This is a genomic window from Shinella sp. Sh6 (genome assembly GCF_055392685.1).
On record NZ_AP044005.1, the window covers coordinates 3,276,300 to 3,290,444 of the forward strand.

At 67.5% G+C, this 14,145-nt stretch carries 14 protein-coding genes; 2 read left to right on the plus strand and 12 right to left on the minus strand.

Annotated elements, in window-relative coordinates; translation table 11 throughout:
- Positions 1 to 29: 29 nt before the first annotated feature.
- From atpA to ACZ5TO_RS15715, 5 genes are all read right to left on the minus strand, one after another.
- The gene (gene atpA / locus ACZ5TO_RS15695; protein ID WP_464798762.1) at positions 30 to 1,559 is read right to left on the minus strand and encodes a F0F1 ATP synthase subunit alpha; all 1,530 of its coding nucleotides are present in this window, start codon (positions 1,557 to 1,559) and stop codon (positions 30 to 32) included.
- Positions 1,559 to 2,125 carry a F0F1 ATP synthase subunit delta gene (locus ACZ5TO_RS15700; protein WP_184146427.1) on the minus strand — a complete coding sequence of 189 codons (567 nt, stop codon included), beginning with the start codon at positions 2,123 to 2,125 and terminating at the stop codon, positions 1,559 to 1,561. The genes atpA and ACZ5TO_RS15700 overlap by 1 nt, the downstream gene beginning before the upstream one ends.
- Positions 2,126 to 2,382: 257 nt before the next feature.
- A complete protein-coding gene (locus ACZ5TO_RS15705; RefSeq protein ID WP_464798763.1) occupies positions 2,383 to 2,766 on the minus strand; it encodes an AGROH133_08824 family phage infection protein in 384 nt (127 codons plus the stop codon).
- A gap of 102 nt (positions 2,767 to 2,868) precedes the next feature.
- Entirely contained in the window at positions 2,869 to 5,073 is a 2,205-nt protein-coding gene (locus tag ACZ5TO_RS15710) for a primosomal protein N' (protein WP_464798764.1), read from the minus strand.
- Positions 5,074 to 5,122: 49 nt separating this feature from the next.
- Positions 5,123 to 6,256: an AAA family ATPase gene (locus ACZ5TO_RS15715; protein WP_184146421.1), complete on the minus strand. Its 1,134-nt coding sequence runs from the start codon at positions 6,254 to 6,256 to the stop codon at positions 5,123 to 5,125.
- A gap of 96 nt (positions 6,257 to 6,352) precedes the next feature.
- Here ACZ5TO_RS15715 and ACZ5TO_RS15720 point away from each other — a divergent pair, with 96 nt between their 5' ends.
- Positions 6,353 to 7,288: a tyrosine recombinase XerC gene (locus ACZ5TO_RS15720; protein WP_464798765.1), complete on the plus strand. Its 936-nt coding sequence runs from the start codon at positions 6,353 to 6,355 to the stop codon at positions 7,286 to 7,288.
- 84 nt (positions 7,289 to 7,372) lie between these two features.
- Complete coding sequence (locus tag ACZ5TO_RS15725; protein WP_464798766.1) at positions 7,373 to 8,455, plus strand: TraB/GumN family protein; 1,083 nt, start codon at positions 7,373 to 7,375, stop codon at positions 8,453 to 8,455.
- On the opposite strand, the gene ACZ5TO_RS15730 is transcribed toward ACZ5TO_RS15725, so the two are convergent.
- The 7 genes from ACZ5TO_RS15730 to odhB all read right to left on the minus strand — a co-directional run bounded on the left by ACZ5TO_RS15730 (position 8,439) and on the right by odhB (position 14,145).
- On the minus strand, positions 8,439 to 8,933 hold the full coding sequence (locus tag ACZ5TO_RS15730; RefSeq protein ID WP_464798767.1) for a DUF2867 domain-containing protein: 495 nt from the start codon (positions 8,931 to 8,933) through the stop codon (positions 8,439 to 8,441). The genes ACZ5TO_RS15725 and ACZ5TO_RS15730 overlap by 17 nt on opposite strands.
- 207 nt (positions 8,934 to 9,140) lie before the next feature.
- Positions 9,141 to 10,547, minus strand: coding sequence for a dihydrolipoyl dehydrogenase (gene lpdA, locus ACZ5TO_RS15735; protein ID WP_464798768.1), 1,407 nt, complete (start codon positions 10,545 to 10,547; stop codon positions 9,141 to 9,143).
- A 24-nt stretch (positions 10,548 to 10,571) separates the two neighbouring features.
- Entirely contained in the window at positions 10,572 to 11,324 is a 753-nt protein-coding gene (locus ACZ5TO_RS15740; RefSeq protein ID WP_184146411.1) for an SDR family oxidoreductase, read from the minus strand.
- A complete protein-coding gene (locus ACZ5TO_RS15745; RefSeq protein ID WP_464798769.1) occupies positions 11,321 to 11,809 on the minus strand; it encodes a hypothetical protein in 489 nt (162 codons plus the stop codon). The genes ACZ5TO_RS15740 and ACZ5TO_RS15745 overlap by 4 nt, the downstream gene beginning before the upstream one ends.
- A gap of 3 nt (positions 11,810 to 11,812) precedes the next feature.
- Positions 11,813 to 12,457: a LysE family translocator gene (locus ACZ5TO_RS15750; RefSeq protein ID WP_184146407.1), complete on the minus strand. Its 645-nt coding sequence runs from the start codon at positions 12,455 to 12,457 to the stop codon at positions 11,813 to 11,815.
- A gap of 32 nt (positions 12,458 to 12,489) precedes the next feature.
- On the minus strand, positions 12,490 to 12,897 hold the full coding sequence (locus ACZ5TO_RS15755; RefSeq protein ID WP_464798770.1) for an MAPEG family protein: 408 nt from the start codon (positions 12,895 to 12,897) through the stop codon (positions 12,490 to 12,492).
- A 12-nt stretch (positions 12,898 to 12,909) separates the two neighbouring features.
- The gene (gene odhB, locus ACZ5TO_RS15760; protein ID WP_464798771.1) at positions 12,910 to 14,145 is read right to left on the minus strand and encodes a 2-oxoglutarate dehydrogenase complex dihydrolipoyllysine-residue succinyltransferase; all 1,236 of its coding nucleotides are present in this window, start codon (positions 14,143 to 14,145) and stop codon (positions 12,910 to 12,912) included.

Below are 14,145 nucleotides of genomic sequence, written 5' to 3' on the forward strand. Positions count from 1 at the left end.
CGTTAGCGCGCAGGGCTTGAACCGTCGGCTCAGCCGAAGGTCTTGGCGAAGGTGTCGAGGGCAGCCTTGATCTTGCCCTTGGTGTCGTCGCTGATCGCCTTTTCGGTGCGGATCGTGTCGAGGATCGCCTTGCCTTCGGTGCGCATGTAGCCGAGCAGGCCCTGCTCGAACTTGCCGACATCGCCGACCGGCAGCTTGTCGAGGTAGCCGTTGACGCCGGCGAAGATCACGACGACCTGCTCTTCCGTCTTCAGCGGCGAGAACTGCGGCTGCTTGAGGAGTTCGGTCAGGCGTGCACCGCGGTTGAGCAGGCGCTGCGTGGCGGCATCGAGGTCCGAGCCGAACTGGGCGAAGGCCGCCATTTCGCGGTACTGGGCAAGCTCGCCCTTGATCGAGCCGGCGACCTGCTTCATCGCCTTGATCTGGGCGGAAGAGCCGACGCGGGAAACCGACAGGCCGACGTTCACGGCCGGGCGGATACCCTGGTAGAACAGGTCCGTTTCAAGGAAGATCTGGCCGTCGGTGATCGAGATCACGTTGGTCGGGATGAACGCCGAAACGTCGTTGCCCTGGGTTTCGATGACCGGCAGGGCCGTCAGCGAGCCGGCGCCCATTTCGTCGTTGAGCTTTGCAGCGCGCTCGAGGAGACGCGAATGCAGGTAGAAGACGTCGCCCGGATAGGCTTCGCGGCCCGGCGGGCGGCGCAGCAGCAGCGACATCTGGCGGTAGGAGACGGCCTGCTTGGAAAGGTCGTCGTAGCCGATGAGAGCATGCTTGCCGTTGTCGCGGAAGTATTCGCCCATCGCGCAGCCGGCGAAGGGAGCGAGGTACTGCATCGGCGCCGGGTCGGAGGCCGTTGCGGCAACGATGATCGAGTACTGCAGAGCGCCGCGCTCTTCGAGGACCTTCACGAACTGGGCGACGGTCGAACGCTTCTGGCCGATGGCGACGTAGACGCAGAAGAGCTTGTCGCCGTCCGGGCCGTTGTCGTGGATCGCCTTCTGGTTCAGGATCGTGTCGAGGATGATGGCGGTCTTGCCGGTCTGGCGGTCGCCGATGACGAGCTCGCGCTGGCCGCGGCCGACCGGGATGAGGGCGTCGATGGCCTTGAGGCCGGTCGACATGGGCTCATGCACCGACTTGCGCGGGATGATGCCGGGCGCCTTGACGTCGACGCGGGCGCGCTGCTTGGCGTTGATCGGACCCTTGCCGTCGATCGGGTTGCCGAGCGCGTCGACGACGCGGCCGAGCAGTTCCGGGCCGACCGGGACGTCCACGATGGCGCCGGTCCGCTTGACGGTGTCGCCTTCCTTGATGTCACGGTCCGAACCGAAGATAACGACGCCGACGTTGTCGCTTTCCAGGTTCAGCGCCATGCCGCGGACGCCGCCGGGGAATTCCACCATTTCGCCGGCCTGGACGTTGTCGAGGCCGTAAACGCGGGCGATGCCGTCACCGACGGAAAGCACCTGGCCGACTTCCGAGACTTCCGCCTCTTTGCCGAAGTTTTTGATCTGATCTTTGAGAATTGCGGAAATTTCCGCGGCGCGGATATCCATCAGCCGACCTCTTTCAGTGCAAGCTTAAGAGTAGAGAGTTTGGTGCGAAGGGACGTGTCGATCTGGCGCGATCCCACCTTGACGATCAGACCACCGAGAATGGACGGGTCGACGGTGACGGCGATCGCCACGTCTTTGCCGGTGACGCCTTTCAGCGCCGCCTTCAATTCTTTTTCCTGCGCTGCGGTCAGCGCATGGGCCGAGGTGACGTCGGCCGTGATCTCGCCGCGGGCACGGGCCGCAATGGTGCGGTATGCCTTGATCATGCCGGGAACGGCGAAGAGGCGACGATTTGACGCGACCACCTTGAGGAAGTTTGCCACGAGGCCCGTGATGCCGGCCTTGGCCGCAACGGCGGCAATGGCCTTGGTCTGATCTTCGGCGGAGAAGACGGGGCTGGCGATCAGCCGCTTCAGGTCGGCGCTCTCATCGATCAGGGCCTGGAAACGGTCGAGATCGGCACCGACACCGGCAGCCGAACCGGCTTCCTGAGCGAGGTCGAAAAGCGAGGACGCGTATCTTTCTGCAACACCGGAAACGAGCTGGGATGTGTCTGCCACGGGCACAAGTTTCTCTTCTTTTCATCCAGAGCGCCGGGCGGCAGCAGAGCTACAGTCCTAACATTCTGAAATCGTTGCGGTAATCTTCAGTTCCCACAGGATTTTCGCCCGCTTTTCCTGAATTTCGCGGTTCGTCTAGCATACGAAACCCGGACTCGCAACACGCGCGGCGCAGGAATGCGCCATAAGTCGGCCACAGTCGCGGCAAAAGTTGACTGCGCGCACTCTGTTTTGTTCCCAATGCGCGAAAAACGCCCCGATCCTCAGAAAAAGCCGAAGACATAGGCGAGCGGAAGCCCGCCGAGGAGCACCTGCGCGAAGAGCACGAGGAGGTTCTTCACGGTGAAGGAACGGTCCGACATCAGGGAGAGGATGCGCCCGAAGGCGGCGAGCGCGAAACCGCCGCCGATGGCCATGTAGATCCAGTCCTGCGCCATCATCAGCGCGACGATGGCAAGCCCCGCATAAAAGCCGCCGGCCGAGCGGACGAAGGCGAAACCCTCGCGGCTGCCCTCCCGCGCCTGGAGGCCCGCCAGCTTCAGCGCCATGCCCGGCGCGAAGAGGGCGAAGAGGCCGAAAAGCCCGGTGGCGATGGCCGCGCAGAAGGCGGCAAGTTCGCCCGTTTCGGTGGGAATGTAGAATTCCATCTCGACGCCTCTTCCGTCCGCCCCTGCCGTTCTATCGCACAGCCATGCCGAACGCTAAAGCGTGCCGGCCGACTTCGCACAACTCTTTGTTAACCCTGCGCGTCACAGGAAGCTCTGCGGGTCGATGTCAAGCTGCACCTGCAGCGAGGCGCGCTCCTTCGGCCCGTTCGCCAGCATGGCGCGCAGGAAGGCCTGCATGTCGCTGCCCCGCCGCCCGTGGACGAGCAGGCGGAAGCGGTGGCGCCCGCGCACGAGCGCCAGCGGCGCCTCCGCCGGCCCGAGGATCGAGATGCCGGAGACCTGGGGTGCGGCCTGCCTGAGCCCGCGTGCATGTCCTTCCGCCTCGCCCCGGCTGTCGGCCGACACGATGACCGAGGCGAGCCGGCCGAACGGCGGCAGCAGCGCCTTCTCCCGCTCGCCGATCTCCCGGTCGTAGAAGGCCTCAGCATCGCCCGAGACGATGGCCTGCATGACCGGATGGCCCGGCTGGTAGGTCTGGATGAGGCCGTGGCTCTTGAGGCCCGAGCGCCCGGCGCGGCCCGTCACCTGCGAGAGAAGCTGGAAGGTGCGCTCGGCCGCGCGCGGATCGCCGTTGGAAAGGCCGAGGTCTGCATCCACCACGCCGACCAGCGACATCAGGGGGAAGTTGTGCCCCTTGGCGACGAGCTGCGTGCCGATGACGATATCCGCCTCGCCCCGCGCGATGGCCTCCAGTTCCAGCCGGAGACGCTTGACGCCCATGAGGTCTGAGGAGAGCACGATGGTGCGGGCCTCCGGGAAATGCCGCTCCACCTCCTCGGCGATACGCTCGACGCCCGGCCCGCAGGCCGCGAGGTGATCGAACGTGCCGCATTCCGGGCAGGCTTCCGGCGTGCGCTCGGCATAGCCGCAATGGTGGCACTGGATCTGCCCGCGGAAGCGATGCTCCACCAGCCAGCTCGAGCATTGCGGGCACTGGAAGCGGTGGCCGCAGACCCGGCAGAGTGTCAGCGGCGCATAGCCCCGCCGGTTGAGGAAGAGCAGCGCCTGCTCCTCTTTCTCGATGGTGCGCTGAATGCCGCGCAGGAGGATCGGCGAGAGGAAGCCGCCCCGCGCCGGCGGATGGCGGCGCATGTCGACGAGGTGGAGATCGGGAAGGGCCGCATCGCCGTAGCGCGTCGGCAGGTGCAGCTTGCGATAGCGCCCGACATCGCTGTTGACCCGGCTTTCGACCGACGGCGTCGCCGAAACGAGCACGGCCGGGAAATCGCCGATGCGCGCCCTGACCACCGCCATGTCGCGCGCATTGTAGAAGACGCGGTCCTCCTGCTTGTAGGCCGGGTCATGTTCCTCGTCGACGATGACGAGGCCGAGGTCCTCGAAGGGCAGGAACAGCGCCGAGCGCGCGCCGGCGACGACCCGCACGTCCCCCGTCGTCACCTGCCGCCAGACCTTCTCGCGGATGCGCGGGGCGAGGTCGGAATGCCATTCGGCGGGCTTGGCGCCGAAACGGTCCTGGAAGCGTTCGAGGAAGCTCGCCGTCAGCGCGATTTCAGGCAGGAGGATCAGCACCTGCTTTCCCCGCCGCAGCGTCTCGGCAATGGCCTCGAAATAGACCTCCGTCTTGCCCGAGCCGGTGATGCCGTCGATCAGCGAGACGGAGAATTCCCCCTTCTGCACGCTCTCGACGAGAGCCGCCGCGCTCTCCGTCTGCGGCCCTTCCAGCCGCGGCGCGGCATAGTCGGGATCGGGCGCGGCGACGACCGGCGGCGGCGGCAGGAAGACCGTCTCGAACGAACCCTGCTTCACCAGCCCGTCGATCACGCTCGCCGAGCTGCCCGAGGCGTGCGCGAGGCCCGACCGCGTCCACGGCACGCCGTCCTCGACCAGCTCCAGCACCCGCTCGCGCGCGCTCGTCAGCCGCGCCGGCCGGTGGCCGGTGAACCGCAGCCCCTCGATCATCGGCTCGGGATCGAAGGCGGCCGGCGCGCGCAGCGCCATGCGGGCGACGAGTCCGGGCGGCGTCAGCGTATAGGCGGCGACCCAGTCGATGAAATCGCGCATCTCCTTCGAGAGCGGTGGGCAGTCGAAGACCTTCTCGATGGGGCGCAGCTTCTTCGGATCGACCTTGCCGTCGTCCGCGCCGTCCCAGACGACGCCTGCCACCAGCCGCGGCCCGAGCGGCACCTTGACGATGGAGCCCGGCTCGACCGCCACACCTTCCGGCACGGAATAGGAATAGGCAACGGGCGTCGGCACCGGCACCAGGACGGGCACGGTGCGCGGGAAAAGCTTCTCCCCGAAAAGGTCGGTCGAATCGCTGCTCATCGCCCGCGAAGATGCCTCCGGCGATGCGCGAAGAAAACCGCAAACATGTTCATTCGTCCTCGTCTTCCATTTCGCCGGTCAGCCGCATCCCCTCGATCCAGGTCGCGCCGTCGTTGCGGATGACGCGTTTTGCGCGGACACCGCAGCGCGCCTCGATCTCCCGCGCCAGCCGCTCCGAATGGGTGACGATCCACAGCTGGCTCGTCCCGGCGGCCCGCGCGATCATGCCGGCGAGCGGCGGCAGCATATCGGGATGGAGGCTCGCCTCCGGCTCGTTGAGCGCGATCAGCGGCGGCGTGCGGTAGGAAAGGAGCGCGGCGGCGAGCGCCAGGAACCGGATCTGCCCGTCGGAGAGCTCGCGCGGCTGGAAGACCCGCTTGGGAAACTGCGGGAAGACGAGCCCGTAGGAGGCGAATTCCTCCGGCTCGGGGATGGTCAGCCGCGCGCCGCCGAACGCCTCGGCCACGGCGCGGTCGAGGTCCACCGTGTCCTGCCGGGTGGTGGCGAGCGTCGCGAAGACCGCCGCCATGTTCGCCCCGTCCTCGTCGAGCAGCGGCGCGGTGACGGCAAGGCACGGCTGGCGCAATGCCGAATCCCTGTCGGAGCGGAAACCATGGAAGAAGCGCCATTGCGAGACCGCGCGGCGGAAGGTGCCCACTTCCGGATAGTGCCCGGCATCGCCGATGAGCGCGATGGCCGTCTCCGAGGTCAGCGCCTGTTCGGGATGCTCGGCCATGCGCCCGCTTTCGTTACGTACCGAAATGCCGGGTCCCGCCCGCTTCATCACCGTCACCGGCCGGCGTCCTGTCTCGATCGTCAGTTCCTCCGCCTTCACCTGCGGTTCGAAGGCAAAGCCTGCGGCGGCCGGCGGGCGCAGCCCCGCCTCGATCCGGTAGCGGAAGGTGATCGCCCGCTCCTCGTCCATGAGCTCGGCTTCCAGCCGGATGCGGACCGGCTCGTTCGGCCGCCTCTTGCCCGTCCACAGCGCCGAGGCCATGCCGCCCTCCGCCGCGATCTCATGGGCGAACGTGCCGCGCACGGCGGCCTGCACCAGTTGCAGCGAGCGGTAGAGGTTGGACTTGCCCGCCCCGTTCTCGCCGACGAAGAGGTTCACCCGCCCGAGATCCATGCGGATGGCGCGCAGCGAGCGGTAGTTTTCGGCGGACATGGACCGCAGCAGCATGGGCAGACCCGGATGATTGATGGCGACGACGCTCTATATAAGCGCCCCGGCCGGCCCGTGAAGCCAACGTTAACGCAAATCGCCGATCCTCTCCGCATGACCGAGCTTCTCATCATCGCCGATCCGACGCTTCTCGCCGAGCGGCAGGCCTGGCTGGACGCGCTTTGCGATGAGCGGCGTCTTTCCGGCAATACGCTGGAGGCCTACGAGCGCGACACGCGCCAGTTCCTCGCCTTCCTGACGCAGCACCTCGCCGCCCCCGCCCGCCTCAGGGACATCGGGGACCTGCGCCCATCGGACCTGCGCGGCTTCCTCGCCGCCCGCCGCCGCGACGGGGCGGGCCCGCGCACGCTCGGCCGCGGCCTTGCGGGCCTGCGCTCGTTCCTGCGCCATCTGGAGCGCAAGGGCCTTGCCAATGCGGCCGGCGCTTCGGCCGTGCGCTCGCCGAAACAGCCGAAATCGCTGCCGAAGCCGCTCTCCGACCGGCAGGCCATCGCCGTCGTCGATGCCCATGAGCAACTGGCCGAGGAACCCTGGATCCGGGTGCGCAACGCCGCAGTCCTCGCCCTCCTCTACGGCTGCGGCCTGCGAATCTCCGAGGCGCTGTCGCTGACGCCCGCCGACTTCGCCGGCGGCCCGGCATCGCTGCGCATCGCCGGCAAGGGCGGCAAGACCCGCATCGTGCCGATGATCGCCCCGGCCCGCGCCGGCGTCGAGGATTACATCGAGATCTGCCCCTTCCCGCTTTCCGGCGACAAGCCGCTCTTCCGCGGCGCGCGCGGCGGGCCGCTGCAACCCGCCATCATCCAGCGCGAGATGCAGAAGTTGCGCGGCGCGCTCGGCCTGCCGGACAGCGCCACGCCCCATGCGCTGCGCCACTCCTTCGCCACGCACCTGCTGGCCGGCGGCGGGGATCTGCGCACCATCCAGGAACTGCTCGGCCATGCCAGCCTTTCCACCACGCAGGTCTACACCGGCGTCGATTCCGCCCGGCTGCTGGAAATCTACGACCGTGCCCATCCGCGCGCCTGAGACGTCAAGGGCGCGCCCAGGAGGCGTTAAGGGAATATGAGGATCGGAAGGCTAGGGTCCGGCGAAAATGCAGAAAGTTCGACCATGACAGTCCTTCTTCACACGAGCCGGCTGGCGCTTGCCGACCGGCTGGCCGATGCCGGCCTCCGGCTCCTCGCAGCGCTCCACATCGCGCTCGCGGTCTCCTTCCTCCTCGTGCTCGCCGCGCTTTCGCCGGCCCATGCCGAGGAGCCGACGGCCTGCGGCGGCGACAACCTGCTGACGAAGCTGGAAAGGGACGACCCCGCCGCCTTCGCGAAGCTGCGCGCGGAGGCCGACGCCGTGCCGAACGGCAGGAACATCTTCTGGAAGATCGAGAAGGACGGCAAGCCCGCTTCCTTCCTGCTCGGCACCATGCATGTGACGGATCCGCGCGTGCTCGCCATGCCCGAGGCCGCCCGCAAGGCCTATGCCGATGCCGCCACCGTCGTCGTCGAATCCGACGAGATCGCCGACGAGAAGAAGGCCGGCGCGGCGATCATGGCCCGCCCGGACCTCACCATGTTCGCGGACGGCAAGTCCATCACCGATTTCCTCGACAAGGAAGACACGGAGAAACTGACCGAGGGACTCAAGGGCCGCGGCCTGTCGCTTGCCGCCGTCGCCCGCATGAAGCCGTGGATGATCGCCAGCTTCGTGGCGCTTCCGGCCTGCGAGATCGCCCGAAAGACGGCCGGCGCCGCCTTCCTCGACCAGCGCCTCGCGAAGGACGCGCTCGCCGAAGGCAAGAGCCTGAAGGGCCTCGAAACGCTCCTCGAACAGATCTCCGCCCTCGATTCCCTGCCGCTGGAGCCGCAGATCCACGGCCTCGTGCAGACGGTGGAGCTCGGCGATACGCTGGAGGACGTCATCGAGACGATGAGCCAGCTCTACCTTGCCGGCGACACGGGCATGATCATGCCGATGACGCGCGCGGTCAGCCCCGAGACGGACGAGGACGCCAAGGCCTATGCCGATTTCGAGCAGCGCATCATCGTCGACCGCAACCATGTCATGGCGACCCGCGCGGCACCGATCCTCGATGGCGGCAACGTCTTCATGGCCGTCGGCGCGCTGCACCTGCCGGGGCCGGAGGGCGTGGTGGAGCTGCTGCGCAAGGAAGGCTTCACGGTCACCGCCGTGAACTGACGACCCGGCGCCCGATCCCCGACAGCATCCGGCGCACGATCAGCTTGTGGAACGGCAGGACCGCTGCCAGATAGAGCCGGCCGAGAAGGTTGTTGCGGTGGACGAGCGTCATCACGCTGAGGGTCTGGCCGGAGGGCCGGTCGGCCATCACGTCGATGACGATGCGGAAATCGAGATGCCGGTCGTCGAAGCCGAGCACCACCCGGTCGTCGCTGGCGCTGACCACCGGAAAGCCGCCGATCTCCGCCTCCGACGTCTTCACCTCCTTTGCCGCGCCCTTCAGCCCGAGGGGCGCCACCAGCGCATTGCGCAGCGCCATCAGCCTGCACACCCAGCCCGGCGGATATTCCAGCGCCAGCCGCGCCGCATCCCGCGCCGTCAGGCCGTCGACGGGCAGGCCCAGCGTGAAGCGATCCGCCCAGTCGGCGGCCGGGAGAAGCGGGTGGGGCAGGAAAACGGGTCTCGACACCGGCGACATGAAAACCTCCTTGCAGGCCTCCATGCTGCGCCGGTTCGACGAGCGACGACAGATGTCCGGTTGTCGCATCGGCCGCAAATGGCCGGGCCGCGACAACATGGCGCTGGCTTGACCCCGCGCAGATTGATCAATGCCAGGAATGGGCAGGGCCGCGAAGGAAATCCTCCGCGGCCCTGCCCATTCAATGCCTGCGGCTTCGTCAGCCGATCACATGTGGATCGGCTTGGCGAAGGTGGCCAGCGCTGCTTCCTTGACGGCTTCCGACATGGTCGGGTGGGCGTGGCAGGTGCGGCCGAGGTCTTCGGAGGAACCGCCGAACTCCATCAGCACGGCCGCCTCGTGGATCATCTCGCCGGCGCCGAAGCCGACGATGTGGACGCCGAGCACGCGGTCCGTGTCCTTGTCGGCCAGCACCTTGACGAAGCCGTCCGTCGCCAGCATGGCGCGGGCGCGGCCGTTGGCGGTGAAGGGGAACTTGCCGACCTTGTAGGCGATGCCCGCAGCCTTCAGCTCCTCTTCCGTCTTGCCGACGGAGGCGACTTCCGGCTGGGTGTAGACGACGCCCGGGATGACGTCATAGTTCACATGACCGGCCTGGCCGGCAAGGATCTCGGCAACGGCGACACCCTCGTCCTCGGCCTTGTGGGCGAGCATCGGGCCGCGCACCACGTCGCCGATGGCATAGATGCCGGGAACGCTGGTCTGGAAATGGTTGTCGATCTCGACGCGGCCGCGATTGTCGAGCGCGACGCCCGCTTCCTTGAGGCCGAGGCCTTCGGTATAGGGCTTGCGGCCCGTCGCGATCAGCACGACGTCGGCGTCGATCGTGGTGGCCTCACCACCCTTGACGGGCTCGAAGGTCACCCTGGCGCCCGAGCCGGACTTTTCCACGCCCGTCACCTTGGCGCCGAGCTTGAAGTCCATGCCCTGCTTGGCGAGCATGCGCTGGAACTGCTTGGAGACCTCGCCGTCCATGCCGCCGAGGATGGCATCGAGATATTCGACGACCGTGACCTTGGCGCCGAGGCGCGCCCAGACCGAGCCGAGCTCCAGGCCGATGACGCCGCCGCCGACGACGACCAGATGGCCCGGCACCTTGTCGAGCGCGATGCCGCCCGTCGAGGAGACGATGACCTTCTCGTCGATCTCGACCGGAACGCCCGGAATGCCGGCGACGTCCGAGCCCGTGGCGATGACGATGGCCTTCGTCTCGAGGACCTGTTCCTCGCCCTTGTCGCTGGTGACGGAGACCTTCCCGGCGCCGAGCACCTTGCCGGTGCCCTGGATGCCGTCGATCTTGTTCTTCTTGAAGAGGAAGGCGACGCCGTCGACATTCGACTTCACCGTCGCATCCTTGTGCGCCATCATCTTCGGCAGGTTCAGCGTGGGCTTCACGTCCTCGATGCCGAGCGCCTCCATGCCGTGGGCGGCGTGGCTGTAGGTCTCCGAGGCATGCAGCAGCGCCTTGGAGGGGATGCAGCCGACATTGAGGCAGGTGCCGCCGTAGGTGGCACGCTTTTCGACGACCGCGACCTTGAGGCCGAGCTGGGCCGCCTTGATGGCGCAGACATAGCCGCCGGGGCCCGAACCGATAACGATGAGATCATATGCCATGACAAGTCCTTCCTGCGCGGGCGCCTAGCGGCCGCCGCTGACGTTGAGGGCGGCACCCGTCACATAGGATGCCGCATCGGAGAGAAGATAGAGAATGGATTGGGCGACTTCGTCGGCCGTGCCCGGCCGCTGCATCGGGATGAGTGCGGTCATCTCGCGCGCCCGGTCCGGCAGGCCGCCGGAAGCGTGGATGTCGGTGTCGATGATGCCGGGGCGCACGAGGTTCACGCGGATGCCTTCCGCCGCGACCTCGCGGGCAAGGCCGATCGTGAAGCTCTCGATGGCCCCCTTGCTCGCGGCATAGTCGACATATTGGCCGGCAGCGCCGAGGAGCGCGGCCATCGAGGAGAGATTGACGATGGCGCCGCCCCGTCCGCCGTGGCGGGTCGACATGCGGCGCACCGCCTCCTGCGCGCAGCGGATCGAGCCCATGACATTGACGGCGAACATGCGCTCCAGCCGCTCGGCGGACATCTCGTCGACGCGCTGCGGCATTGCCACGATGCCGGCATTGTTGACGAGGCCGTCGAGCCGGCCGAACGTGCCGTCGACGGCCGAGAAGATCGAGGCGAGGCCAAGCTCGGTGCCGACATCGCCCTGAACGGCGACCGCCGAGCCGCCGAGCGCGCGGATATCGGCGACGACGGCCTCCGCGGCATCGAGGTTGGACGCATAGTTCACAGCGACCTGCCAGCCGGCCGCGCCCGCCAGCCGGCAGACGCTCGCGCCGATGCCGCGGCTGCCGCCGGTGACGAGAAGAACGGGTGCTTCGCTCATGCCGAACATCCTTTCCGTTTGAAGACATCCGAGGGAACCGCGCGCGCCTTGCCCGCATCCCACAGCGCGGAATAGCGCAGCGACGGGCCGAAGCCGGCAAGCAGCAGGGTTTCGGCGGCCGTGGCGCTCTCCTCCGGCAGGAGATCCGCATCGCCTGCCCCGCCGAGCGCGTAGATGACGCCCTCCCAGACGGTGCAGGCGGCGATGTCCTCGCCGGTGACGTCGCCCTCCGGGCAATCGTGCATGACCATGCCGTTGGAGCGCGCCGGATCGCCCGGCATGACGATGCCGTCGAGCACCGTGCCGCCGGAAAGCACCTTCATCCTGAAATGATGGCTCACCGCCGCCGCCTCGGAGCCGACGGGCTCGAAGGTCAGTTCATAGCCCCCGTCGCGGTCCACATAGACCGCGCGGTCCTGCCGGCATTCGGCCGCAGACGCGGCTCCGGCGGCAAGCAATCCGGCAAGGACGAGGGCGAGGCGCATCGCTCAGTGGGCCTTTTCCGTGGCGAGCTTGATGCCGAGCGCGATGAAGACGAGACCGCTCGTCCGGTCGATCCACTGGCTCATGCGCGAGAAGGCGGCCCGCATCTTCGGCGTCGTCATGAACAGCGAGACGCCGACGAACCAGGCGATGAGGCAGGTTGCCATGACGAGGCCGTAGCCGAACTTGACGGCGATGGGCGTTCCGGCGCTGACGACCGTCGAGAAGATCGACAGGAAGAAGAAGACCGCCTTGGGGTTCAGCGCATTGGCAAGGAAGCCGAGGCCGAAGGCCCGCAGGGCCGACTGCTCGCCCTTGCCGTCCTCATTGCCCTTCACCGCTTCGAGGGAAAGGTCGGTCTTGCCGGCGCGCAGCGCCTTGATGCCGATATAGACGAGGTAGGCGACGCCGCACCATTTCACGATGTTGAAGAGGTAGATCGACTGGGAAATGATGAGGCCGAGGCCGAGGATCGTGTAGGTGACGTGGAACATCAGCGAGGTGCCGACGCCGAAGGAGGTGATGATGGCCGCCCGCCGGCCCTGCACCAGCGACTGGCGCATCACCATGGCAAGGTCCGCGCCGGGCGAGACGATGGCAAAGGCGAAGATCGCCATCAGGGAAGCCAGTTCGAAGAGATAGGGATGCATGTTTCCTCCCGCCGCGCCCGCGCGGCGCACGATCAGAACACGAGGGCGACGAACATCACCGCAAGGCCGATGGCCGAACCCAGCCAGACGACGGAGCGGATATAGGGGATGCCGGCAAGATAGAGCGGGATATAGACGATGCGGCAGGCAAGCCAGACCCCGGCACCGATGGCCCCGAGGCCCTCCGCCCTGCCGGCAACGACGAGGGCGAGCGCCAGCGCGACGAAGGCGGGATAGGTCTCGCGGAAATTCGCGGACGCCCGCGCGGCGCGGCCGGCAAGGACACCCTGCGGGCGCCGCCCGTCGTCCCGCGGACCGGCATTCCATGCCGATCCGAGTTCGCGTGTCGCAGCCATGCCCTGCAGCATGACATGGACGAAGAGCAGCACGACGCTCCAGCCGACGAGCGCAAGCAGGAAAGGTGCGGGTGCTGCGTCCATGGCGGTCTCCTCTTAGAGATCGAGAACGAGGCGTTCCGGATCTTCCAGGCTTTCCTTGACGCGCACGAGGAAGGTCACGGCTTCCTTGCCGTCCACCATGCGGTGGTCGTAGGAGAGCGCCAGATACATCATCGGGCGGATGACGATCTGCCCGCCGACGACGACCGGGCGTTCCTGGATCTTGTGCATGCCGAGGATGCCCGACTGCGGCGCGTTGAGGATCGGCGAGGACATCAGCGAGCCGTAAACGCCGCCGTTCGAGATGGTGAACGTGCCGCCCTGCATGTCGGCCATGGACAGCGCGCCGTCACGCGCCAGCTTGCCGAGGCGGCCGATATCCTTCTCGATTTCGGCGATCGACATCTGGTCGGCATCGCGAACGACCGGAACGACGAGGCCCTTGTCCGTGCCGACGGCGACGCCGATGTGGCAATAGTTCTTGTAGATGATGTCGGTGCCGTCGATCTCGGCGTTGACGGCCGGGATTTCCTTCAGCGCGTGCGTGACGGCCTTGGTGAAGAAGCCCATGAAGCCGAGCTTGACGCCGTGCTTCTTCTCGAAGAGGTCCTTGTAGCGGGCGCGCAGGTCCATCACGGCCGACATGTCCACCTCGTTGTAGGTGGTCAGCATGGCGGCGGTGTTCTGCGCGTCCTTGAGGCGCTTGGCGATCGTCTGGCGCAGGCGCGTCATCTTCACGCGTTCCTCGCGCGGCGCATCGGCCTGCGAGGAGGCCGGGCGGGCGGCGGCCTTGGCCGGCTCTGCGGCAGCGGATGCAGCCGTGATGCCCTTGGCGACGGCGGCGATGACGTCACCCTTCAGCACCTGCCCGCGCTTGCCGGAACCGTCGACGTCGCCGGCCGACAGGTTGTTTTCAGCGAGCAGCTTGGCGGCGGCCGGGGCCGGCGGCATGGAAGAGGCGCCGGCAGCGGCGGGCTTGGCTTCGGCGGCAGGCGCGGCAGCGGGCTTTTCGGCCTTCGCGGCAGCGGCCGGAGCGGCGGCGCCAGCGGACGCGCCTTCGGCGATCTGGCCGAGCAGGCCGCCCGGTTCGACCGTCTCGCCGGCGGCGGCGGTGATTTCCGACAGGACGCCGGAGGCCGGGGCCGGCACTTCGATCGTCACCTTGTCGGTTTCGAGCTCACAGAGCGGCTCGTCGGCCTTCACGGTGTCGCCGACCTTCTTGAACCAGGTGCCGACGGTCGCTTCGCTGACGGATTCGCCCAAGGTCGGGACGCGGATTTCGGTAGCCAT